This window comes from Sorangium sp. So ce145 (assembly GCF_051525985.1).
GTDB classification, from domain to species: Bacteria; Myxococcota_A; Polyangia; order Polyangiales; family Polyangiaceae; genus Sorangium; species Sorangium cellulosum_B.
In genome coordinates this window covers 4,305,465-4,330,119 of sequence record NZ_CP150315.1, presented here as the reverse complement: position 1 = coordinate 4,330,119, position 24,655 = coordinate 4,305,465, and the positions used below count along the sequence as shown (strand labels likewise).

General features: G+C 73.9%; 12 protein-coding genes. 8 read left to right on the top strand and 4 right to left on the bottom strand.

Features of this window, described 5'->3' with window-relative positions; all coding sequences use genetic code 11:
• Positions 1-13: 13 nt before the first annotated feature.
• Together WMF34_RS16290 and WMF34_RS16285 are read left to right on the top strand one after the other, a co-directional pair.
• Positions 14-2,116, top strand: coding sequence for an IPT/TIG domain-containing protein (locus WMF34_RS16290; RefSeq protein WP_044968569.1), 2,103 nt, complete (start codon positions 14-16; stop codon positions 2,114-2,116).
• The gene (locus WMF34_RS16285) at positions 2,116-4,170 is read left to right on the top strand and encodes an IgGFc-binding protein (protein ID WP_437993838.1); all 2,055 of its coding nucleotides are present in this window, start codon (positions 2,116-2,118) and stop codon (positions 4,168-4,170) included. Before WMF34_RS16290 ends, WMF34_RS16285 begins: the two co-directional genes overlap by 1 nt.
• 10 nt (positions 4,171-4,180) lie before the next feature.
• On the opposite strand, the gene mutS is transcribed toward WMF34_RS16285, so the two are convergent.
• From mutS to WMF34_RS16270, 3 genes are all read right to left on the bottom strand, one after another.
• Entirely contained in the window at positions 4,181-6,961 is a 2,781-nt protein-coding gene (gene mutS / locus WMF34_RS16280) for a DNA mismatch repair protein MutS (protein WP_437993837.1), read from the bottom strand.
• Positions 6,962-7,078: 117 nt separating this feature from the next.
• Positions 7,079-9,982, bottom strand: coding sequence for a hypothetical protein (locus WMF34_RS16275; RefSeq protein WP_437993836.1), 2,904 nt, complete (start codon positions 9,980-9,982; stop codon positions 7,079-7,081).
• Positions 9,979-11,706 (bottom strand): hypothetical protein, encoded by a 1,728-nt coding sequence (locus WMF34_RS16270; RefSeq protein WP_437993835.1) that lies wholly within the window; start codon positions 11,704-11,706, stop codon positions 9,979-9,981. The genes WMF34_RS16275 and WMF34_RS16270 overlap by 4 nt, the downstream gene beginning before the upstream one ends.
• A 472-nt stretch (positions 11,707-12,178) precedes the next feature.
• Here WMF34_RS16270 and WMF34_RS16265 point away from each other — a divergent pair, with 472 nt between their 5' ends.
• From WMF34_RS16265 to WMF34_RS16250, 4 genes are all read left to right on the top strand, one after another.
• A complete protein-coding gene (locus WMF34_RS16265) occupies positions 12,179-13,513 on the top strand; it encodes a PP2C family protein-serine/threonine phosphatase (RefSeq protein ID WP_231864873.1) in 1,335 nt (444 codons plus the stop codon).
• A gap of 415 nt (positions 13,514-13,928) precedes the next feature.
• Positions 13,929-14,936 (top strand): hypothetical protein, encoded by a 1,008-nt coding sequence (locus WMF34_RS16260; protein WP_157906705.1) that lies wholly within the window; start codon positions 13,929-13,931, stop codon positions 14,934-14,936.
• A gap of 308 nt (positions 14,937-15,244) precedes the next feature.
• Positions 15,245-19,306 carry a serine/threonine-protein kinase gene (locus WMF34_RS16255; protein ID WP_437993834.1) on the top strand — a complete coding sequence of 1,354 codons (4,062 nt, stop codon included), beginning with the start codon at positions 15,245-15,247 and terminating at the stop codon, positions 19,304-19,306.
• Positions 19,307-19,339: 33 nt separating this feature from the next.
• A complete protein-coding gene (locus WMF34_RS16250; protein WP_437993833.1) occupies positions 19,340-20,074 on the top strand; it encodes an OmpH family outer membrane protein in 735 nt (244 codons plus the stop codon).
• A 201-nt stretch (positions 20,075-20,275) separates the two neighbouring features.
• Here WMF34_RS16250 and WMF34_RS16245 read toward each other — a convergent pair whose 3' ends face one another.
• Positions 20,276-22,387, bottom strand: coding sequence for a hypothetical protein (locus WMF34_RS16245; protein ID WP_437993832.1), 2,112 nt, complete (start codon positions 22,385-22,387; stop codon positions 20,276-20,278).
• 64 nt (positions 22,388-22,451) lie between these two features.
• Between WMF34_RS16245 and WMF34_RS16240 the strand changes: the two genes are divergently transcribed.
• Positions 22,452-22,904, top strand: a complete 453-nt coding sequence (locus WMF34_RS16240; RefSeq protein ID WP_012235751.1) for a hypothetical protein — start codon at positions 22,452-22,454, stop codon at positions 22,902-22,904.
• A gap of 67 nt (positions 22,905-22,971) precedes the next feature.
• Positions 22,972-24,543, top strand: coding sequence for a hypothetical protein (locus WMF34_RS16235; protein WP_437993831.1), 1,572 nt, complete (start codon positions 22,972-22,974; stop codon positions 24,541-24,543).
• Positions 24,544-24,655: the final 112 nt, after the last annotated feature.

The window sequence follows — 24,655 nt, the reverse complement described above, 5'->3', positions numbered from 1 at the left end:
GTACACTCGCCTCGTGCGAACCGCATCACGAGGCTTTCTTACCGCACGCTTCGCTTCGGTCGGCGCTGGGCTCGCGATCGTCTCCGCCTGCATCGCCTCGGCGCCGGAGGGCATCCGCCGGCAGACCGACGGCGACGGCGGCGATTTCGGCGTGGACCCGCAGACCACGTCGACGTCATCGTCCGCCGGCGCAGGGCTGCCCGGCGGCGATCCGCACGCGCTGCTCGGCGCGGACCCGACGCACGGGCCGTTCAACGGCGGCCAGCGCGTCCTGCTCCACGGCAACGGCTTCAGCTCCCAGGTCCGCGTCTGGTTCGGCGACGTCGAGGTCGATCCGTCCGCGATCGTGCCCATCGATCCCAGCCGGGTCCAGGTGGCGGCGCCGCCGGGCGCGGCGGGCCCGGTGGAGCTCGCCGTGCAGAACGGCGACGACACGTCGACCCGGCGAACGCTGCCGGGCGGCTACGTGTACGACGCGCTCTATGCGTCCCCGTCGAGCGGGCCCATCTCCGGCGGGACGACCATCGAGCTCGTCGGCCAGGGCACGCGCTGGAACGAGAGGACGGTCGCGAAGATCGATCAGAAGCCGTGCACGTCGCTCGCCGTCCAGGAGCCGACGCGGCTCCTGTGCACGGTGCCCCAGGGCACGCCGGGCGCGAAGACGATCTCGGTGACGACCGGCGGCGAGACGATCCTGGTGCTGGACGGCTACACCTACGAGGACAGCGAGAACGGCTACAAGGGCGGGCTCAGCGGCGCGCCGCTCGCCGGACGCCTCAAGGTGCTCGTCTACAACAACTTCACCGGTGATCCGATCCCGGGAGCGAGCGTCGTCGTCGGCACCGACACGACCTCCGCGATCACGGTCGACGCGTCCGGCGTCGCGGTGATCGAGGACGCGTCGCTCGATTCGCCGCGCACCGTCACGGTGGCCGCGACGTGCCATAGCCCGATCTCGTTCGTCGATGTGCCGGTCGACACGGTGACCGTCTACCTGGATCCAGTGCTCACCCCCGCGTGCGGCGCGTCCGGCGATCCGCCCCCGCCGGTCGGCGGCAAGGTCGGCAGCGCAGGGGCGATCGAGGGCGAGCTCGTCTGGGACACGTCGCTGGACCCCGGGAGCTCCGCGTGGGGCAACATCCCGAGCCCGCGCCGCGAAACCGAGCGAAAGGCGGCGTACCTGTTCACGACGGGCGCCGATCCTCTCGCGACCTTCAGGCTGCCGTCCGAGTACCAGGCCATCACGCCGGAGACGTCGGGCGAGCTCGGGCACGGGTTCACGATGTACATCGCGCCCGGCAACCGGACGATCTACGCGCTGGCGGGCCTCGAGGATCGCTCGACGACCCCGCCGCGGTTCACCGCGTACGCCATGGGCGTGGTCCGCGGGATCCCCGTGCTCCCGAACAAGTGGACGAGGGAGGTGTTCGTGCGGATCAATCAGCCGCTCGACCACGCCCTCTCGATGGACGTCAGGGCGCCGGCGAAGGGGCCGAAGGGGCCGGATCGGATCCAGGCGAACGTGTCGCTGATGATCGGCAACGACGGGTTCGCGACGCTCCCGATCGGCGCGCAGAGCCCGCTGATCCCGTTCGACGGGGGGCTGACGTTCGTGGGCGTGCCGCCGCTCGCCCGCGACCTGCTCGGCGCGAGCTACCACTCGTCCGCGCGCGCGGTGACCGGCCAGGCCGGGCTCGCGCCGCTGTCCGTCGTGGGGCGGGTCCTGTCGACCAGCACGAGCGAGCCCGTGCGCATCGGCGACTTCGTGGGGGTGCCGACGCTCGAGGCGCCCGCGCAGAACAGCGCCTGGGATGGGTCCCACCTCGCGACCTCGTTCGGCGCGGGCGCGCCCGTCGATCTCAGCGTCTACGACATCGCGAGCGGAAACGGCCTCATCCGGTGGACCGTGGCCGTGCCGGCAGGGTCGCACGCCGTCGAGGTGCCGGACCTCCGGCAGCTCGGGCTCGAGCACGGCGCGCTGCCGCCGGGGCCGCTCACGATCGGGGTGTACGGGGCGCGGATCGACGGCTTCGACTACGGCAAGCTCGTCTACCGGCAGCTCAAGCCGGCAGGGATGGCGGCCTACTCCCTCGACAGCTTCAACGCACACCTGTGATGAGCGCCCCGCCCCACCCGACGCGAGCGCGCAGGCCGGCGCGCGCACGGAAGCCAGGACGCCGGGCCCGATCGCGGCGCGCTGCAGCCGCCGCCCTCGTCGCCGTCGCCGCGGGGCTCGGGCTCGCGCCGAGCTGCTTCGACAGCGGCACGCGGTGGGGTGAGCGGCCGGAGGCGCCGCCGCCCTGCACGGCCGGCGACGTGCGCTGCGGCGCGGAGCTCGTCCGCTGCGAGGAGACCGGCGCAGGGCTGGCCTGGGTGACGCTCGACGACTGCGCCGCTCGAGGGCTCGTCTGCGCGTCGGTCGAGCTCGGCTGCCGGCCCTGCGTGCCCGCTGCGCACTCGTGCCGCGAGCAGGACGTCGTCGTCTGCGACGCGGACGGCAGCTTCGGCCGCGTGATCGACACGTGCGACACGGAGGCCGGCGAGGCGTGCCGGAGCGGGAGCTGCCAGCAGCTCTGCGCCGTCGCGGAGCTCGAGCGGAGCAACGTGGGGTGCGAGTACTGGGCGGTCGATCTGGACAACGCGCGGATCGACGCGACCGGAAACGCGGCGGCGCAGCAGTTCGCGGTGGTGGTCTCGAACCCGCAGCCGGACGTGCCGAACGAGATCCACATCTTCCAGGACGACGGCGCGCCGGGCGACGCGCCCGCCCCGGTGGAGATCGCGAGCGCGCTCATCGCGCCGCTCTATCTCCAGGTGTTCAAGCTCGGGCCGCGCGAGGTCGATGGCAGCCCGGAGGGCGAGTACAACACGGGCACGCACACGGCGCTCACGCGGCACGCGTACAAGATCACGTCGAAGTTCCCCATCGTCGCCTACCAGTTCAACCCGCTGGAGAACGCCAACGTGTTCTCCAACGACGCCTCGCTGCTGAAGCCGCGCGAGGCGCTGACGTACAGCCCGGGCGCGATGGCGACGGCGTACGTCGTCACGGGGTGGCCGCAGACCATCGCGGTCACGGACGATCCGGACACGAACTTCGATCCGCAGAACCCGATCGATCTTCGGGCGTTCCTGACCATCGTCGGGACGCGCGAGAACACGACCGTGCAGGTGACGACGAAAGCGAAGGTCGTCGGGGGCGGGCCCGTCCCGGAGACGCCGGAGGGCGGGTCGATCGAGGTCAAGCTCGGCGCGTTCGACGTGCTCAACCTGGAGAGCGGCGGGTTCAACGCGGACTTCACCGGGTCGATCGTGAAGGCCGATCAGCCGATCGCGGTCTTCACCGGGAGCGAGGCCTCGGACGCGCCGCACTTCGAGGTGCTCGCGGATCGCCGCTGCTGCGCCGACCACCTGGAGGATCAGCTCGATCCGACCCGGACCGCCGGCAAGCGGTTCGCGGTGCCGCACACGCCGAGCCGGTCGCTGACCGTCAAGGAGGCCGGCGCGCGGATCGAGGCCGTGCCCGAGCCGGAGTACGTCAGGATCGTGGCGGCCAGCGGCAAGGGCGCCGTGATCGAGACGACCCTGCCGCCGCCGGACGATCGGATCACGCTGTCGGCGCTGGGCGAGTTCCGCGAGGTGACGGCGTGGGGCGACTTCATGATCGAGAGCTCCGAGCCGGTCATCGTGTCGCAGATCATGGCCAGCCAGAACGCGACGGGGGTCAAGCAGGGGCTGCCAGGCGGAGACCCGAGCCTCATCATCCTGCCGCCCATCGAGCAGTTCCGGCCGGACTACGTGTTCCTGACGCCGGACAAGTACGCGTTCGACTTCATCTCGGTGGTCGCGCCGCGGTCGGCCGTCGTGCGGCTCGACGACGCGACGCTCGGGCCGGACGAGTGCGAGATCGCGCCCGCGGACGGGCTCACGGAGGAGCAGCGCGGGGGCGGCGCGCCGTCGTTCGTCGTCTACCGCTGCCAGCTGAGCTTCGCGGCGATCGATCCGGCGCGGCAGGCGCCGGACAACGTGCTGCCGGGGATGCAGCGCGACGGCGTGCACTGGCTCACGGCCTCCGCGCCCGTGGGGCTGCTCGTGACGGGGTTCGACTCGTTCGTGAGCTACGGGTACGCGGGCGGCACCGAGCTGCGCGAGATCGCGCCGCCGGACTGAGCCGCCGCGGTCAGCCGCCGCCGCCGAGGAGCCCCTTCAGCTTGGCCACGAGCCGCAGCGCGTCGAGCGGCGCGAGCCGATCGACGTCCACGGCGCGCAGGGTCTCGATGACGGCCGACTGCTCCGGCGGCACCGCGGCCTGCGCGGGGGCGAACAGGTCGAGCTGCGCGGCGCCGCCGCGCGTGCGGCCGCGGAGGGAGGCGTGCTTGCCGCCCGGCAGCGCGGCGCCCGACTCCAGCGTCGCGAGGATCGCGCGGGCGCGCGCGAGCACCCCCTCGGGGACCCCGGCGAGCCGCGCGACCGCCACGCCGTAGCTGCGGCTCGCGGGGCCCGCCTCGAGCTTGTGGAGGAAGATCACGTCGTCGCCGTGCTCGCGCGCGGCGACGGAGTAGTTCGCGATGCCCGGCGCGCGCGCGGAGAGCTCCGTCAGCTCGTGGTAGTGCGTCGCGAACAGGGCGCGGCAGCCGATCGCGTCGAACAGGTGCTCCGCCACGGCCCACGCGATCGCGAGGCCGTCGTACGTGCTCGTGCCGCGGCCGATCTCGTCGAGGATCACCAGCGATCTGCGCGTCGCGTCGCGGAGGATCTCGGCGGTCTCCCGCATCTCCACCATGAACGTGCTCTCGCCGCGCGCGACGTTGTCGCTCGCGCCCACCCGCGAGAGGATCCGGTCGACGAGGCCGATCTCCGCCTCGCGCGCCGGGACGTAGCTGCCCATCTGCGCGAGGACCACGATCAGCGCCACCTGGCGCATGAGCGTCGATTTGCCCGCCATGTTGGGGCCCGTGATCAGCCAGAGCCGCTCGCCCGAGAGATCGAGGCGGGTGTCGTTCGGCACGAAGTGCCCCGCGGCCGCGTAGCGCTCGACCACCGGGTGGCGGCCGTCGCGGATCGCGAGCGCCTCGCCCGCCGTGACGTGCGGCCTCACGTAGTCGTTGCGGTGGGCGACGTCGGCGAGGGCGGCGGCGACGTCCCACGCCGCGAGCTTGCGCGCGAGCGCGCGGAGGCGGCCCTCGCTCTTCGCGACGAGGGCCCGCAGCCGGTCGAAGAGCGCGGTCTCCCGCTCCAGCGCGCGCGCCCCGGCGTGCTCGATCTTGTCGGCGAGCTCGTCGAGCTCGTCGCTCGTGTAGCGCTCGCCGGTCGCGACGGTCTGCTTGCGGCGGAAGGTCTCCGGGACCTTGGCGATGTGCGCGCGCGTCACCTCGATGTACCAGCCGAAGACGCGCGTGTACTTGACCCGGAGCGAGGGCGCGCCCGTCTGCGTGCGCAGCTTCGCCTCGAGCGCGAGGATGAGCTCCGTCGCGTTCTTCTCCACGCCGCGCGCGTCGTCGAGCTCCTTGTCGTACCCCTCGCGGAAGATGCCTCCCTCGCGCGTGTTCGGGGGCGGCCGCTCGATCAGCGCGGCCGTGAGCTCGGCGCACACGTCGGCGACGACATCCAGCGCCGCGGCCTCGGCGAGGAGCGGCTCGGAGCCGGAGCTCGACCCGGCCGCAGCGCCGTCCTTGCCCCGCGCAGCGGCGCCGTCCTTGCCCCGCGCAGCGGCGCCGTCGTCGCTCCGCGCCGCCGCCTTGCCGAGGTCGGGGATCGACCGGACCGCGGCGATCGCCGCCGGGGCCGCCGTGAGGCCGTCGCGCAGGAGGCCGAGGTCGCGCGGCGTGGCCTCGCCGAGGAGCGCGCGGACGCTGAGGCGCTCGAGATCGCCGACGCCGCCGAGCGCTTGCCGCAGCTCGCCGCGGGCGCGCGGGTGCGAGACGAAGAGCTCCACCTCGTCGAGGCGCCGGCGGATGCCGGCCAGGTCGGCGAGCGGCGAGAGCAGGCGGCGGCGCAGGAGCCGGGCGCCGCCCGGGGTGACCGTGCAGTCGATGACGTCGAGCAGGGTGCCGCGGCGGCCGCCGTCCGCGGCGCGCACGAGCTCCAGGTGCGCCTGGGCCGTCTCGTCGATGCGCAGCGTGCCCGAGGTGTCGTGCGGGGCGATGCGGCGCACCGGGATGCGCGCGCCGGGGCTGCAGCGGCGCGCGAAGCGCAGCGCCCGGGCCGCGGCGCGCACCGCCGGGAGCGGGTGCTCGGCCAGCGCCGCCGCCGAGATCGGCTCGATCGCGGCGTCGTCGAGGATCGACGCGACGTGCGCGCTGTCGAGCTCCTCGTCGTCGCGCAGCGCCGCGCGGCAGGCGAGCGAGGCCGCCGCCGCGCGGACGTCCGGGAGGTCCCGGGCGATGAGCGCCTCGCGCGGATCCGCCCGGGCGAGCTCCGCGAGCAGCGTCGCGGCGTCCGGGACCGAGGTGGCCGAGAGCTCGCCGGTGGAGAGATCCAGCAGCGAGAGGCCGTACGGGCCCCCCGCTCCGAGGGCGTCGCCGCGCGGCGCGCCGCCGCCGTCGACCGCCGCCAGGTAGTGGTTGGCGCGCGCGTCGAGCTGCTCGGTCTCGGTGACGAGCCCCGGCGTGACGACGCGCACGACCTGCCGCGGCACGAGCCCCTTGATCTTCGACGGATCCCCGCACTGCTCGCAGATCGCCACCTTGTGGCCGAGCGCGAGCAGCCGCGCGATGTACCCGTGCGCCGCGTGGTGCGGGACGCCGGCCATCGGGGATTCGTCGGGCTCGCCCTTGTTGCGGCTCGTGAGCGTCAGGTTCAGCGCGCGCGACACGAGGACCGCGTCGTCGTTGAACATCTCGTAGAAGTCGCCCATCCGGAAGAAGAGGATGGCGTCGGGGTGGAGCGCCTTCGCATCCTCGTACTGGCGCATCACCGGGGTCAGCTTCTTCCTGGCCGCAGGCTGCTCGGACGGCTGCATCGCCGGCGTCTTAGTCTCGACCGCCGGTGAGGTCTACGCGTGATTCGCGCGTTTGTTCCGCTGTTTTCGTGGAAAACTCGGCGCCGAAACCGCAATGCCGCGGGGCCGGCAGGCGGCTCAGCGGTACCGGCGCGTCACGGTGACGTCGCGTGAGCTCAGCAGGAACAGGCCCTGGACCGAGCCGTCGGTGACGGCGAGCTGGCCCGTGGCCGGAACGAGCTGGATGGCCTGCGGCTGGAGCTCCGCTGTGTCGCTGATGTCCGCGAGGTCCAGGGCGAGCGGCGTGAACGCCCCCTGGGTGGTGAAGCGGAACTGCATGTCCTGCTCGGGCACGCCGCCCGTGACCGCGAACCGGAACATCGGGTTGATGAACGCACCCACATCACCGTCGGTGACGCGCCCGTCGCTCGGCGTATGGACGACGCGCCCGTTGAACCGCGAGAGGCGCGTGTCGCACGAGTTGCGGCAATAGCCGCCCTCGGGATCGGCGATCACGTGGTGCAGGAACCCGGCGCCGTTGCTCCGGACGACCCACTGGCCTCCGGCGCGGATGCCGAGCTGCACCGAGCCGGCGAAGCAGCACGCCGCGAACTCGACCTCGTCCGTCCGCTCGAGCTCGAGGTGGTCCTCGTAGGCCTCGACGATGCGGAGCGCCGGGCGCGACGTGATGACGCTGCCGTACTTCGCGTTGCAGGTGTCGAACGAGCAGACGGCCGGGTCGACGCTCGTCCAGTGGGTGGCGTCTTCGTCCGGGAGCTCGGACGTGATCTGCGCGAAGTCGGCGAGCTGCTCGGCGCGTGTCTCGGCCTCGCCCTCCGGGACGCCCGCGGCCTTCAGCTGCGCCTTCACGCTGGTCAGGCTCTGCACGCCGCGGCGGCAGAAGCGGGCGTCGGCGCCCCTCAGGTGGAGGTTCTCGTCGAAGGCGACGGAGGCCCGGGTGATCGACGTGAGCACCCCCTCGTACGTCACGTTCCATGTCTCGTTGGCGATGTGCACCCGCGGGTCCTCGAGGTTCATCGTCAGCGCGTGCTGCGGCCCGCCGGACCTCAGCACGAGCCCCCGCTCATCGAGCTCGCTTTCGGCGCTGTCGCTCGACGCGATCGCCTCGCGCTGCACCCCCACCGCGAGCGCGAGGTCAGGCGCGGACCCCGCGGGCGGGAACGTGGCGCGCATCTTCGGGCTCTCGCCGGAGAGCGGCACGACCGCGCCGCTGCGATCGTAGAGGATCGGCAGGCCCTGCACGCCGGGCTCGAGCTGGCCGGAGCCGTCGCTCGCCACGATGTAGCTCTCCGAGCGGACAGCGTGCGGGAGGACGACGTTGCAGGACGCCTCGCCGCTCGTCTCGAGCGGCGGGCTGCTCGGCGAAGCGTCCGCCTCGCAGCCCGCGCGGACGCTCTGGCGCTCGGGTCCGCGGCAGGCCGCGTCGAGATCGTCGATGTCGACGATCGCGACCTGCCCGTTCGTGAGCGCCATGTACGCGAACGTGCCCCGGAGCTTCAGCGGGCCGGCGCCGGAGTCGCGATCGGTCGACGTGCGGTACAGCGTCTCGAGGTCGCACGACGTGACGCTGCTGTCGCACGTCTTGAGCTCCGGGAGGGGGCTGCACCGGATCCCCCTCGGCACCACGCCCGTCGCCGGGAGGCTCCTCGGGACCTCGCGCTGCACGATCGCGAGATCGCGGACAGGCGCCGGCAGGCGGATGCGGTCGGGCGGCTGGAACGGGTTCCAGTCCGGGTTCTCGCGAGAGAGCGGCGACCGGCTGGACGCGCCGTCGCTGACGTCGAAGACCATCACGCTGCCGTCGCCGGCGTCGACAGCGTAGAGGTAGCGGTTGAACTCGGGGGGCGACGCCAGGCTCACCGCGAGGCGCCTCGTCGTGACGACGCGCCCGGGGTCGAGCGTCGACGCGGGCAGCAGCGGGGGCAGCTCGCGCGGCTCGCAGGGCGTCGGGAGGTCGACGACGTGGATCACCGGCGCGTCGAGATCGGCGACGAACAGCCGGTCGCCGGAGAGCGCGAGCCCCGCGGGCCGGGGCTTGTCGAAGGCCTGCTCCGGGCTGGCCGCGATCGCCGGCTGAGAGCACGACACGTCGTCGGGCGACACGTCGCCGGGCGGCGGCTCGTCGGGCGGCGCGGCCGGCGGGAGCGAGACCTGGAGAGGGACCCACCGCTCCACCTTGCACTCCTTGAAGCCGCCGTCCTTGTAGTCCTCGTGCTCGAGGAGCGTCTGCGCGTCGATCACGACGAAGCCGCCGAGATCGGGCAGGGTCACGACGAGCTTCTGCCGGCCGCCGCCCTCCATGGCGAGGCTCCCGTTCGAGGTGGCGCAGACGTCGTCAACGAACGCGCCGGGGTCGCCAGGCGGGGTCGGCTCGACGTCGTACGGGGGGAGGCCGGCGTCACACGAGCTCCGCACGTTGCCGTCGGCGTCCGGCGGGTCGGCGAGGAGCAGCATCTCGCCCGGCGCCGAGGGGAGCGAGCAGGCCGGCCAGGAGCTGAGCGACGGGACCGGGCAGCCCTCGCGCGGCAGCACCTTCGCCGACGGGAGCGCGTAGATCCCCGCGCGCCCCGGCTCGGCGACGGCGACGAACGACGCGGTCCCGCCCGGCGTCGCGACGATGTCGACCGGCTGCGCGCCGACCGGGAGGAAGCTCGGGGCGGGCGTGCCCGTGTCCCGATCGACGATGTGCGAGGACTCGGTCGTCAGATCGACGACCGCGACCTCGCCGTGCGAGGTCTGCGTGACGAGGCCGTAGAGGTGCGGGCGCGTGGCCCTGCCCCCGTCCTTGGCGTCGACCTCGTAGTCGGTGGACGACTCGACGGTGCCGTACGAGCAGTCCGTGATCGGCAGCGAGCGCATCACGCCCGGCTTGTCGGGATCCGGCCGGTCGATGGCCAGGCAGACGAAGGCGCTGCGGCCGGACTGCGCCAGGGCCTCGACGGGCACCGGCGTGGCCTCCGCGGCGCACCCGGCGAGCGCCAGGGCGGAGGTGGAGGCGACGAGCGCGAGGCGCGGCTTCATTGGGACTCCCGGGGCGGGACGGGCGTGCCCACCGTGAGGATCATCGTTCCGAACGTGTTCGTCTTGCGCATGTCGAGGTCGACAACGCCGAGGTAGGAGTCGGTGAAATGCGCGATGTACATGAGGGAATAGGGGTCGCAGCCGGCGCTGGCCTGCTCGCGTCCGCAGCGCTTCTTGTCGTCATCGTCGCCGCGCGTGGAACCCGTGTCGAACGCGAGCGCCTGCGGCCCGCGCCCGGTCTTGATGACGGCGTCGACGCGGCGCGCTTCCGGGTCGTAGGAGAACGCGAGCCCCGAGTCGAACGCGAGCGCGAAGACCCTGCGGCGAGGCACGCCTTCCTGGTCGATCACCTCGCCCACCTCGATCCGAGACGGGTACGCCCCGAGCGGGGCGGCGTCGCGGAACCCGATCGAGTAGAACACCGAGGCCCGCTTCGCCGCGGGGACGTCCGAGTCCTTCTTGACCAGCGTCGTCGTCAGCTCGCCGATGAGCAGCGAGTTCGGGCCCCGATGCGCCACGTACACCGGGATCGGGATCTCCACGCACCGCTCGAGGCACTCGACCACGCCTGCGCAGCCGTCCTCGCACGCCTTCCGCTCGCTCGCGTCGAACGCGATCCCGCGGGAGTCGGTGCCGCTCGCGAGCGCGGTGATCGGCGTCGGGGTCGACTCGTTCAGGCGCGGCGCCCCGCCTGAAGCGGCGTCCTGATAGCGGAGCAGGCCGAGCTCCGGCGCCGCGAGGTACGTGACCGCGAACGCGGGCTGGTCGTCGATCGCCCACCCGCCCTGCTGCAGCGCCCCGAGCACGCTCGGGCGCGGCACGGCCGCGACCTCCGTCGGCCCGAAGGCGAGATCCGTGAGGACGTGCGCGAGCTGCGGTCGCTCGTTCGCTTCCCAGCGGTTCACGATGACGCTCGCGGCGTTCTCCGTCTGGTGCGAGACGACGATGCTCGTCCCGCCCGGGCCGGCGGCGATCCCGAACGGCTCCAGCGGCAGCTTGCGCCGGATGAGCTCCCGGCCCGGGTCCTCGCCGATGCGGTGATCTCTGCCGCAGCGCCCGCCCGCCGCGCTCGCGCCGCAGTCCAGCTGGAAGCAGGCGTCGCCCTCGCAGGGCCGCGCGCCGGGCTCGTCGGACCGATCGTCGGCGACGTCGAAGAAGGTCACCGAGGGGTCGCCGCGCACGGGCACGAACAGGCGCGCCTGCCGCTCCGCGCCGGGGTCGGCGCCCTCGCCGCTGAGCGGCCTGTGCACGAGGAGGAGGTTGGACGCGAACGCGCCGATCACGGCCGAGCTCCGGACGACCTCGTCGTCGCCCTCGAGGGCGGAGATGTCGAGCGGCCCGCACGGCCCCGGGTAGAGCGACGACGCGGCGTTCGTCGCCAGCCCCACGCTCTTGCACGCATCGCGTACGCTGGCGTTCCGCCCGCCGGGAGCGAGCGCCGACTGGAGCGTGAGCGCCCGCTTGCGCAGCCGCTGGAGATCCAGCGCCTGGACCGTGCCGCCGTTGAACTGGAGATCGAAGTCCGAGTTCGCGACGTAGAGGACCCGTCCCCCGAGAGACGCCGCCAGGCCCGTCGGGTAATAGAGCCCCTCGACCGGCGGCGGGAGGCCCTCGCCCTCGACGAAGCAGCCCACGACCCCGAGCCCGCCCACGCCCACGATCGAGGCCGCGAGGCCCACGCCAACGATGCGAGGTGTCTGGAGAAGTGTGCGGGCGAGCTTCATGCGGGCGCGGAGACTAGTCAGCACCAGGAGCACTGGCAACCCGCTCCGCTCGGTGGGTTCGTTTGCGGCGGACACGCGCCGGGCGCGCGGCGCGCGGCGCTCGCAGCGGGCCTCGTGGCGAACGAGCGGCAGACGCCCGCTGCGAAGGCCCTCGTTTCTCGCGCGCACCTGCCGCAGCGCAGCACGCCCGCACGGCCTGCCCCGGGTGAGCGCGCACAGCCCGCCAGGCGCAGCCTCTCCCTGGCGAGGCGCGCTTCTCTGGGCGAGGCGCTCTGCAGCGGTCGCCCGTCACGGGGTGGCGAGCCCTGCCGCGGGGTGAGGTGGCGCTCCCTGCGCCGGGTGGTGCCCAAGGTGCGCCCCTGCAGTGTGAGCTCCGCAGGTCAAGGTCGACCAGGATCGATCGCCGTCGTCCGTCCCCCTGCACGTTGATCTCGGAGACGCGGCGCGCCTTTGCTACGTTGGTCGCCGGGACATGGCCGATCTCGCAGCCGCCCTTGTCATGGGAATCGCCCTTCTTGGGCTGATCTATTGGTATTTTCGCTCGAACAACGGCGACCGGGCCCGCCCTCGCGCGGCGACGGCGCTGACGCAGGGGGGCCCAGGAGCCCAAGCCCTCGACGAGGGGGAGGGAGATCTCGAAGATTCAACGACGAGGCCAGGCGCAGCAGCGCTGCGGGGCGGCGCGCCCGCGAGCGAGAGCGCGCACGCGAAGACAGCAGGAGGTCACGGCCGCACCGAGCGGGTCTCGAGCGCCGACTGGAAGCGTTCGAACGGCCCATCGCGCTGCGACGACGACGACGCGTTCGACGACGATGACGACGACCTCACGCTGATCACGCTGGCGCCGCCGGAGGTGCTGCAGAGCACGATCAAGCGCGCGAGCATCCCGTCGTACGGCGGCGACGACGACGACGACGACGACGATGACGACGGGCACGAGCGCGAGGAGCCGTCCGCCGTCCCCATCATCTACGACGACGAGGCCGCCGTCGACGAGCCGACCAGCTCGTCGCCGCTCCTGCTCATCAGCGCCGTCGGTCAGACGGATCCCGGTCAGAAGCGCAAGAAGAACGAGGACTGCTACCTCTGCCTGGACGAGCACTACCTGTTCGCCGTGGCGGACGGCATGGGCGGCCACGCGGGCGGCGACGTCGCCAGCCGCCTCGCGGTGGACACGATCGCGCGCGCGTTCAAGGATCAGTCGTTCGTGGACAGCGACGCGGAGAGCCCCTACCCCGACGTCCCTCGTCGCGGCAGCGAGCTCGCGGTCGCGATCCAGCAAGCGAACCAGGCGATCTACGAGCGGGCCCACGCCGAGCGGAGCCTCACGGGCATGGGCACGACCCTCGTCAGCGCGCGGTTCTCGCCCAACAAGCAGCGCCTCTACATCGGCCACGTGGGCGACAGCCGCTGTTATCGCCTGCGCGACAACGAGCTGACGCAGCTCACCACCGATCACACGATGGGCGCCGCGGGGATCACCGGGCCGATGGCGAACCACCTGAGCCGGGCGATCGGAATCTCCCCCGCAGTCAAGGTCGATCTGATCATCGCCCGGCCCCACCCCGGAGACGTCTACCTCCTCTGCTCCGACGGCCTGTCGAAGATGACGACCCACGAGGCGATCCGCGACATCCTGCTCGCCGAGCCCGATCCCGAGAAGGCGTCGCAGGCGCTCATCGAGAAGGCGAACGCGGGCGGCGGGCGGGACAACATCACCGTCATCCTCGTCCGCGTCAGCGATCCCAAGGACCTCGCGCGGCTCGCCTCGCGCGCTGGCGCCAGCGCCGGCGCCAGCGCGGGCTGACCGCTCGCCGTCCCCTTCCCCCTCGCCCTCTCGGCCCTCCTCCCCCTCCAGCGAGATCGACCGCGCACGGCGCTGACCGAGAGGTCCGCGCGGCCGGCGGAGCATGCCCGCCGCGCGCAGGCCATTGCAGACAGCAAGTCTGCATTGCCGCGAACCCCGACGGATTCTCACGCTCCGCGCCGGTCAGCTGCCTGCGTGCATACGGACGAGTGGTCTCGCTCGTCACGGATCCGGATCCCGCTCGCGCGCAATCGCGATTTCGCGGCCATTACCATTCACGAGCTTCGATTATCACGTCAATTGACGTCAGCCGGGATCGTGAAGAGAAACGACATGAGCTCTTGACGTGCTTTGCCTCGAGAGCGCTTCATGGCGGCCACGGATGGCTCGTTTAGCGGAGCCACTGACCGGGGATATGGCACGCTCCTTTCTCTGCATGATCGTCTTCGCCTCTCTGCTGCTCAGCGCGCCGTCGCGCGCGGCGGAGCCGGCACGCCGCGCGCTGCGGCTGCGCTACAGCGAGGATGCGCAAGCGGCCTCGTGCCCTGGAGAGCGCGCGCTGCGCGAGCGGATCCGGCTGCGCGTCGGGTACGACCCTTTCCGCGAGGACGCGACCGAGGAGGTCGAGGTCGCGATCAGGCCTCACGGCGCCCAGGTCGTCGCGACGACGACGTACCGGAACGCCGACGGGCGGGTCTCCGGCCGAGGCTTCGACCTCTCGCACGGAGACGGCGCCTGCGAGCAGCTCACCCATACCGTCGCGGTCGCGATCTCCTTCACGCTGACGCCGTTCGCGAGCGACGAGCGAGCGCCCGCCGCGCCGCCTCGCCCGGAGATCGCGCCGGCGCGCCCGGAGCCCGGGAGCAGGCCCGGCGAGCCGTGGAGCTCGGCGCGGGTCGGCATAGGCGCGATAGCGGGGCTCGGGGTGCCCGAGGGGCTGTTCGGCGGCGCCTCCTTGCTCGTCAGGGTTCGCTGGTCACAGAGCCTCTCCTTCTCGCTGGAGAGCCGGGGCACGTTCGTCGTCTCGAAGCCGAGCGCGCTCGAACACGGCGAGGTGTCGAGTCCGGACGCCCCGAGCCCCGGCGGGAGCACGAAAGCGCGATCGTCGTACCCGCGCACGCACACGAGCGGCGCCTTCGTTCCGTGCCTTCACACGGTCGACCTGCTGGTCACATGCGCTCTCGTCGAGATGGGCGTCGCGCAGGTCGCCGATCGGGCCGTCCCCGCCACCGACGTGTCCCTGCTGTTCATGGCGCTCGGGCTCCGCGGCGGGATCGAGCTCGCGCTCAACGACACGCTCTCGTTCTATACCCACGCCGAGGTCCTCGCCGCGCTCGGGCTCGTCGACCACCCGCTCGCCGGCGCGCTGAGACCTCTGCGTCCGAGCGCTTCCCTCGGCGCCGGGCTGCTCGCGGGGTTCTGAGCGCACGGAGGGCCCCGCGCGGGCAGGAGGGTGGTGCGGACGGCGCGGCGGCGCGGATGCTGGCTGGAATTTTCGAGCGCCGTGTCCCGATCGCGCCGGTCATGGCGTCGCTACGCTGCGGAGCAGCACGACGATGGCGCGCGATTCGGGCCTCGGCCCAGGTCGCCCGCCGGCGCTCCGCGCTGCGCGGGGCGCCTTCTCGCTGGCATGAAGGCGCGAGGTTCGCGTAGCCTATCCGGACGGTGCTCCCGGAGTTCACCGACCCGACCGACCGCTTCATGATCGAAGCCCGCAGCCGAAGCGGCGGCATGGGTGACATTTTCAAGGGCACGGATCAGACCACCGGCGCCCCGGTCGCGCTCAAGATCCTGCGCGCCGCCGCGTCGCCCCACGAGCGCGCCCGCTTCGCGCGCGAGATCTCGATCCTCGCCGATCTGCGGCACCCCAACATCGTTCAGTACGTCGCGCACGGCACCTGGCTCGACGGGCGCCTCTTCTTCGCGATGGAGTGGCTGGACGGCGAGGATCTGGGGCAGCGCCAGCGGCGCGCGCCGCTCGGCCTGCGCGACTCGGTGGAGGTCGTCCGGCGCAGCGCCGCCGCGATGGCCGCCATCCACGCCCGCGGCGTCGTCCACCGCGACCTCAAGCTCTCCAACATCTTTCTCGTCCGCGGCAAGGGCACCGCGATCAAGCTGATCGACTTCGGCGTCGTGAAGCTCCCGGTCCCGGACGACTGCCCCACCGAGCGCGGCACGATCATCGGCACCCCGCATTTCATGGCGCCCGAGCAGGCGCGCGGCGAGGCGGTCGATGCGCGGGCCGACGTGTACTCGCTGGGCGCCGTCCTGTTCCGCCTGGTCACGGGCAGGAACGTGTTCGAGACCGAGAACGCGATCGCCCTGCTCAGCCGCCTCGTGGTCGAGGATCCCCCGCGCTCGCAGCAGATCCGCTTCGACGTGCCCGAGGCCCTCGACGAGGTGCTCGCGCGCGCCATCGCCCGCGATCGCGAGCAGCGGTACGAGAACGGCGGCGAGTTGGCGCGCGCGCTCGCGCGGGTCGGGGAGCTGAGCAACGATCCCCCCGCGACCGACAGGTCCGCCTCGATCGTCCGGCGCGCGCCCGCGCAGGAGACGATGCCGAGGCCCGCCGGGCCGGGCGACGAGCGGCCGCAGGTGCGGCTCGCCAACAGCGAGCGGCGCGTGGTCGCCTGCGTGCTCTTCGAGCTGGGCGCCGGCCCGCTCCGCCCCGCGGTGGACGCCGCGCTCCGCGAGGTCCTCGGCGACGACCCGCGGTTCGAGCCGCTCCCCGACGGGAGGCTCGCCGCGGCGCTCGGGGTGGAGCGCTCGCGGGGTGACGAGGCGGCGCGCGCCGCGCGGGCGGCGCTGACCGTGGCCCGATCGACGCCGGGCGCGCGGGCCTCGGTCGCGGTCGGGCACGCCGTCCGCGGCAGGGCGAGCCTCGCCGGCGAGGCGCTCGATCGCGCGGCGCAGCAGCTGGAGTACGCGGCGCCCGGCGCGGTCCGGATCGACGCCCACGCGATCGCCGCGCTGGAGGGGCGGTTCGTGGTCCAGGAGGACGCGCGCGGCGGCGTGATCGTCCACGAGGACGCGGCCGGCTTCGACGCGCGCAAGCTCGCCGGGCTCCCCACGGCGACCCTCGGGCGCGAGCACGAGCTCGCCAGGCTCCAGGGCATCTTCAGCAAGATCGCCGAGGACGGCGCGCCGCGCGCGGCGCTCGTGACGGGTCCCGCCGGCATCGGAAAGAGCCGCGTCCGCGCCGAGCTGATCCAGCACCTCGAGACGGCGCCGCACGCGCCGATCATCCTGCTCTGCCGCGGCGACGCGATGAGCCAGGGCGCTGGCCTCACGACGCTGGGCCGCGCCCTGCGCGCGCTCATGGGCATCCGCGACGGCGAGCGCCTCGAGGACCAGGTGCAGAAGGTGAGCGCCCACGTGGCGATGCGCCTGGCCCGCCCGCTCCGCTTCCTCGCCGGCTTCATCGGGGAGCTCGCCGGCGTGCCCTTCCCCGACGAGGGGAACGAGCCGCTGCGCGCGGCCCGCGAGAGCCCGCAGCTCATGGAATCGCGCACGCGGATGGCGGTGGAGGCGTTCTTCCGCTCGAAGTCCGAGACGACGCCGCAGATCCTGGTCATCGAGGACATGCACTGGGCCGACAGCACCACGGTCGAGCTCGTCGACTGGCTGCTCGGCTGCGCCGATCTCCGCTTCGGGGTCTTCGCCTTCGCGCGGCCCGAGCTCTCCGCCCGGTTCCCGTCGCTGTGGGAGCACCGCGACGTGACCCGCGTGACGCTCCCGCCGCTGTCCCCAGAGGCCGCGGATCGGCTCGCGGCGAGCGCCCTCCCGCAGGCCGACCCGGCCACGCGCGGCGCCATCGTCCAGCGCGCCGGCGGCTACGGGCTCTTCCTGGAGGAGCTCATCCGGTCCGCCGCCGAGGGGCGCGACGACGTGCCGCTCAGCGTGCAGGCCCTGGTGCAGGCCCGCGTCGATCGCATGTCGAGCGGGGTGCGCGGGGCGCTGCGCGCCGCGTCCGTCTTCGGCCAGGTCTTCTGGACGGCGGGCGTCGCGGCGCTGCTCGAGCGCGCCGTGGGCGCGGAGCTCGCCGAGCTGGAGGCGGGCGAGATGATCGCGCGCCAGCTGGAGCCGCGGGTCCCGGGGCAGGTGCAGTGGACGTTCCGGCAGGCGGTCGTGCGCGACGCGGCGTACGCGTCGATCCTCGAGGAAGATCGCGCCGCGCTCCACCTCGCCGCGGCCGCCTGGCTCGAGTCCGCGGGCGTCGATCCGGGGCTGATCGCGCGCCACGCCGAGGCGGGCGGCGACAAGGCGCGGGCGGCGCTGCTCTACGCGCGCGCGACGCGGGACCCGGCGGCGAGCGGCGCGGAGCTCGACGAGGCGCTCGAGCTCGCGACGCGCGGGCTCGCCTGCGGGGCCGAGGGGACCACGCGCGCCGCGCTCCTGGTCCGCCGGGCGGAGATCCTCGAGCTCCTCGGCCGCCTCGACGAGGCGCTCGACGCCGCGGAGCAGGCGTCGCGCCTCGCGCTGCCCGGCTCGGATCTGTGGGGCGAGGCGCAGGTCGTCGCGGCGACCTGCATGATCGAGGCGGGCCAGGGCGCCGAGGGCGACGCGCGCGCCGCGTCCGCGCTCTCTCCGCAGTTCGCGGCGGCGCTCTCGCCGTCGATCCGCGCGAAGCTCCTCGCGTCGCGCGTCCGCGCCCTCGCGGCGCTGGGCCGGCCCGCCGAGGCGCTCCGCGCCGCGCATGCGGCGATGGAGGCCGCGCGCGGGAGCGGCTCGGCCGACGCGCTCCTCCACGCCCGGGAGGCCCACCTGGCCGCGCTGATCCACGCCGGCGATCTGGCCGCCGCGGCCTCTCTGGGCGCGTCGCTCGTCGCGGACGCCGACGGGGCCGGCGACGCCGTCATCGCGGCGAGGGCCCGCCTGAACACCGGCTCGGCGCTGAACCAGCTCGGCCTGTTCGAGGAGGCGCAGGAGCTGCTCGAGCGCGCGCTGCTCGACGCGCGGGGCCGGAAGCTCCGGGCGATCGAGGGGTTCGCGCTCCACAACCTCGGGATGTCGCACGCGCGGCTCGGCAACATCGAGGAGGGCGTCGCGCTCGAGCGCCAGGCGAGCGGGATCGCCGACGCGTGCCAGATCTCCCGCCTCAGGTTCGCCGGCCGGCTGTACGAGGCGCTCTTCCTCGTCTGGCGCGGCGCCCCCGGCGACCACGCGACAGCGCACGCCGTCGCGCGCTGGCTCTGCGAGGAGGCGGCGCACCACGCGGCCGCGCTGCAGGCGATGGCGAGCTTCGCGATGGCGCGCGTCCAGCTGGCGCGCCGCGAGCTCAGGGCCGCGGTCGACGCGGCGCGCGAGGCCTCGCGCCACCTCGCGGGTGGGCCCGTCGAGGAGTGGAGCGACGCGATCCGCGTCACGCTCGTGGAGGCCCTCCTCGCGATCGGGGACGAGCGCGAGGCGAACGCCGCGCTCGACGCCGCGTTCTCCGCCCTGGCCGCGCGCGTCGAGGCCCTGCGGGATCCCCGCCAGCGCGACGCGTTCCTTCGGGGGAACGATGACGTCGGGCGTCTGATCGCCCTCGCTCGAGAGCGCCTCGGCCGGTCGCTGCCGTCGACGGCGCGGCCACCGCACGCGGCGGACCCGTCCGCCCAGCGGGCCGCCGGGGCGCCGTCGCGGAGCAAGGTCGCGAAGACCGCCAGCGCCCTGGGACGGAAGGAGCGCGCCGAGGCGCCGAGCAACAACGATCCGGCAGCGCACCGGAGCGCGAGCGCTGCGCAGAGCAAGGAAGCGCACCCGGAGGGCGCGGCGGCAGCAGCGCACGAGAAGGGCGCGCCACGTTCTTGACGTTGGGTGGCCGGGTAGCTAAGGCCATCCGCGATGCGAAACAACGCTCCTGAGCGGCTCGTCGCGCGCTGTTCCACGTTCTCCACCCCTGCGCGCCCGGCCGGCGCGAGCCAGGGTGCTGCGCTGGCAGCCCGCCCGACCTCGGGCCGGAGGCTCACGGCGCGCGTCCTGCCGCTGCTCGCGGCCGCGGCGCTCGGCAGCGCGGCGCTGCTGTCGCCCGCGCCCGCGTCCGCGCAGTCGAAGATCGCCGTCGTCGACGTGCGCCGCGCCATGCTGGAGACCGAGGAAGGGCTCCGCGTCCAGGCGACGCTCAAGAAGCTGTTCGACAGCCGCCAGGTGGAGCTCGACACGAAGCGCCGCGCGCTCGACGACGAGCGGGACAAGCTCGACAAGGAGGCCCAGGCGGGCAAGACGCCGAAGGACGTCCTCCAGCGCAGGTTCGAGACCTGGCAGCGTCAGGCCGCCGAGTTCCAGGCGACGACGCTCGACGCCCAGCGCGAGATGCAGCGCAAGGAGAGCGAGCTCACGACGCCGATGCTGCAGAAGGTGCTCGGCCTCCTCCGGCGCCTCGCGGCGCAGGAGGGTTACGACCTCATCCTCGACAAGTCGGCCGTTCCCTACTACCGCGCCGATCTCGAGCTCACCGATCGCGCGATCCAGATGTACAACAGCGGGCAGGCCGGCGAGGCGCCGCCCGCGAAGGGCGCGCCGGCCAAGGGCGCGCCGCCCGCCGCCCCGGCGAAGCCGGCCGCGCCCGCCAAGAAGTAGCCGCGCAGCGTACGTCGCTCGCGGAGCGCTCGTGGCTCACGCCGCGCGGCGCGATATCCTCTGGGCGGAGGCACGGAGCGCGAACGGGCGCTGCGCGGCCACCTGGCACGGAGGTGGTCCGGTGGGCTCTTTTCTCGTCGACCGCGGAGCGCACCTCACGGCCTGCATCGGGCTCGGCGCCGCAGGCGCCCTGGCCGCCGTTTACCCTACGCGCCGGCGGGGCCGCGTCCAGCGGCCCGGGGCGCCGGAGGCGCGCGCCGCGATCGGCCGCCAGGCCTGGATCGCCTCCTCCTGCGCCACCACGAAGTCGTGCGGATCGAAGCGCACGAAGTGCCCGGTGCGGACGATCAGCTCGCGCTGGAGCAGCCGGCGCTCGCCCGGGGTGACCCGCCCCGTATCCAGCTCGTCGAGCACGACGTCGGGCGTGTAGGGGCGCCCGCGGCGGTAGCGCGCGGTCATGTCCCAGCCCTGGCAGCGCTCGCGCCAGAAGGCCCGCCAGCGCGCGGCATCCACCGTGGGCTGCTCCGCCATCTCCGGCGCCGGCGCCTCGGGCAGGTCGTTGGGATCGCTGACCAGCTGCGCGAGCTTGAGCTCGCGAGGCTCGCCCACGTCGGGCTCGGGCGGCTCGGCGACGAAGATCTCCTCGTCCTCCACCGCGACCTCCTCCCACATCCCCGCGCCGGTGATCCGCTCCAGCGCGTAGGCCGCGGCGAGCTTCACGTCCCCGTCGACGTCGCGCTCGAGCAGGTCGATGAGCAGCGGCACCGCGGCGGCCGCGCCGGCCCAGCCCACGGCGAAGATCAGGCCGCGGCGCGGCGCCTCGGCGACGCGCGAGGCGAGCAGCCGCGCGTCGGCGTCGTCGCCCGCGAGCGCGAGCAGGAGCGCCGCAGCGTCCGCGCCGTCGGCCTCCTCCAGCGCGCCGCGCAGCGCGAGCGGGGCGTGCGGGTGATCCGAGAGCGCCATGGCCGTCCAGGCGGCCTCGCGGAGCGCCGGGTCCGGCGCCGCGGTCGACGCGAGCGCCCGCTGGATCAGCTCGGGCAAGCGGGGGCCCGGCGTGCAGCCGAGGTGGTGGAGCGCGCACGCCGCCACGGGGGGCTCGTCGTCCGACGCCGCCGCGACGAGCTCGTCCTCTGTCGCGAAGCCGCGGTAGGCGAGGACGTCGATCGCCATCGCGCGGACCAGCGGCTCGGGCTCGCGGAGCAGGCTGCGGAGCGCGAGCGGCAGGAGCTCGTGCGGGACCAGCTTCAAGGCCGCGCCGAGCGCGTCGATGAACGCCCTGTCCTTGCCGCTCCGGAGCAGCGCGAGCTCGGCCGCGGCGAGCGCGTCGCGGCCGGCGAAGCAGCCGAGCACCATCGCGCTCGCGAACGCGACGCTCGCGTCCTTCACGGGCGCGTCGGCCACGAGCCGCGGCACGTGCTCGAGCGCCGGCGCCCCGATCGCCGCGATCACGTCGATGGCCGCGAGCATGCGCCGCTCGAGGATCAGCGCCCCGCGGAACGGATCGCCGAGCAGCGGCGCCCGCTGCATGCCGACCATCGCGACCTCCTCGAAGCACTCGCGGGCGCGGGCGCGGAGGAAGGCGAGATCGTCGATCGCGTCGCCGATCTCGGGCGCGAAGCCCGGCGGCACGGCGCGCGCAGCTCCCTCGTCCGGGCGCGCCGCGGGCGGCCGCACCTCCGCCGCCGCGGGGAGCGCGCCGGGCGCGGGCGCCTGCTGCTTCAGCGCCTCGACGGCGGCCTCGAGCTCCTCGAACGTCCGCGGCCGCGGGATCGGCGGCGGGGGCTTCGCGACGAGCTCGGCCGGGGGCGGCTCCGGGACCTTGAGGAGCGGCGCGAGCGACGCCCGCTGGACCGCGTGCAGGCGCGGCCGGTCGCGGCTCGCCAGGATCGGCGGAAGGTCGAGCGGCGGCGCCGGCGGCACGAGGGCGAGCCGCGCCGCGGCTTGCTCGAGCCAGCCGCGCGCGCTCCGGAGCAGCTCGTCCACCGCCGCGAAGCCCGCGTCGAGCCCGATCGCCTGCTCGATCCGAGCGGCGATGTCGTCGGTTTCTGCCAGGGCGGCACGCACGGCGCCGAGGGGTTCGGCGCGGCCGTCGAAGGCGTCGTAGATCGCGCCGAGGGCCCGCTCCAGGGCGCGCGCGGGCCCGGTCAGGTCGGTCACCGGCTCGACGTCGTGCTCGAGCGACAGCGCTGCGCGGCGGAGCGCGGCGTGCGCGTTCTCGAGCTTGTCGTGGGCGAGCACGTCCGTGCCGACGGGCGCGGAGGGCTGCCCCTCCTGACCGCCGGGCGCGACGAAGGGCAGGTATGAGAAGGACACGCGCCATGAATACACCTGCGCGAAGGAGGCCCCAAGACGCGCGCTGAGGTAGCCTGCCCGGACGATGAAGGATCCTCCGCGGGGCGCGCAGAACGTCGACGACGTCGAGGTGTACGCGACGCTGGCCGCCCAGCTCGCGGACCCGAGCGCCGATCGCGCGGCGCTCCTCGCGGCACACGGGCTCGACGAGGCCGGCTGGGAGGCGCTCGACGACGCCTGGCAGGCGCGGCTCTCCGAGGCGGACGACGACGACGGCGAGGAGGTGGTCGTGCCGCCGCTCGTCGTCGCCTTCGCCGAGACGTTCGCGCGGGTGCAGCGCGCCCGAGCGAAGAGCGAGCTGTCGTTCGAGCGCTTCCTCGAGGCCGCGCGCGGGTTGAAGCGGGGCACCGACATGGCGACGGTGCTGAGCCGCCTGGACCTGACGCTCGAGGACTACCTGAGCGCGCAGCAGCGATGGACCGCGGCGATGCTCGAGGACGAGGCGCTCATGGCGCGGTTTCAGCGGGCGATGAGGTAACCGGGACGGCAGCGGGGCGACATCGGCCGGGCCGCCGCAGCGCGCCGCCCGACGGTGACGAGGGGGTATGTTCGTGGACATGGAGGAGCGCGACGAGGAGGTCCGATCGATCCAGCTCGAGGAGCTCGCCGCCGTGGCCGGGGCCCTCGAGGCGGGCCTGCCGCGCGACGAGGTGCTCGCGGGCGCGGGGCTCTCGGCCGCGGCGTGGGAGGCGGCGCGGGAGCGGTGGATGTCCAGGCTCGCCGCGCAGGCCGCGCGCGGGCAGCTGCGATCGAGCCGCCGGTACCTGGAGCTCGTCGCCGCGCAGAAGCGCCGCGCCGAGGAGAAGGCGCGGGGCGCGCGCAGGAAGCTGGAAGGGCCGATGCCGGTGGCGCCTGCTGCGCGCATCGCCCCGCTGCAGGGGGCGCCTCTGGATGGGGCGACGCCGCCGCCCGCCGCGGGCGTGAGCGACGAGGGGGCTGCGCGATCTCCCTGGGCCAGGCTGAATGCCGCCGCGCCGCGGCCCGGGGTCGTGCAGCCTTCGCCGTTGCCGCCGGCCGTGCCTTCGCCGTTGCCGCCGGTCATGCCTTCGCCGTTGCCGCCGGTCATGCCTTCGCCGTTGCCGCCGGTCATGCCTTCGCCGTCGCTGCTGCCGGGGGTGCCGTCGCCGCTGCCCATGCCGAGCCTGGAGCGGCCATCGACGACGACGCGAGCGCGCATGACGCTCCTCGGCACGACGCCTCTCCCGGGCCGGGATGCGCTGCCGTTCCGTCAAGACGTGTCGAGCGCGCCCGCGGTCGAGGGCACAACTGCGTCACCGGCAGACAGCCCGGAGATGGACACGACGGCCATCGGCACGGTCGGCGCGCTGGGGCCCGACAGAGCCTTGCCCTTTTCAGGCACGGCCCCGTTACCTCCGCTCGATGCCGCTCTGCCCTTCTCGCGACCGGCCCCGTTGCCTCCGCTCGATGCCGCTCTGCCCTTCTCGCGACCGGCCCCTGTGCCTCCGGCCGACAACGCCTTGCCCTTCTCGCGCCCGGCCTCCTCGCCGCCGGCCGCCAATCCCCTGCCCTTCTCGCGACCGGCCCCTGTGCCTCCGGCCGACAACGCCTTGCCCTTCTCGCGCCCGGCCTCCTCGCCGCCGGCCGCCAATCCCCTGCCCTTCTCTCGCCCAGCCTCCTCGCCGCCGGCCGCCAACGCCCTGCCGTTCTCGCGACCGACCCGCTCGCCGCCCGCCGACAACGCGCTGCCCTTCGCTCGCCCGGGCCAATCACCCGCGCCATCGCGGCCCGCCAGGGGGGAGATCGCTCCGCAACCGCCCCAGATCCCGACGGGGAGCTGGGCCCTGCCCTTCCTTCAGCCAAGCGCCGCCGAGCCGTCCGCGAGCCCGTCGCCCGCGGAGCCCGCCGCGCAAGCGCACGCCGGCATGGAGGACGACGAGGCGATGCGCCGCGTGGAGCGCATCTCCCTCGCGCGGTACGCGCGCCTGTGCGCCGACCTGCGCGACCATCCGAATCTCATCCCGCAGATCCAGAGCCACTATGGGTTGACCCCGCAGAGCTGGATCGCGCTGCACAGGATCTGGCATGAGCGCCTCGAGTCCGATCCGGCGCTCAAGGCGCAGTGGCAGGCGCTCATCGACCAGAGCGCGCAGGGCTGAGGACACCCGCGCTCGAGTCGGGCGCCGTTCAGCGCCGACGTCGAGGCGTGTCGAGGCGCGCCACGCGCCGGTCCATTTTGATTGACATCGGCCATGTGAACGTTCACATTTG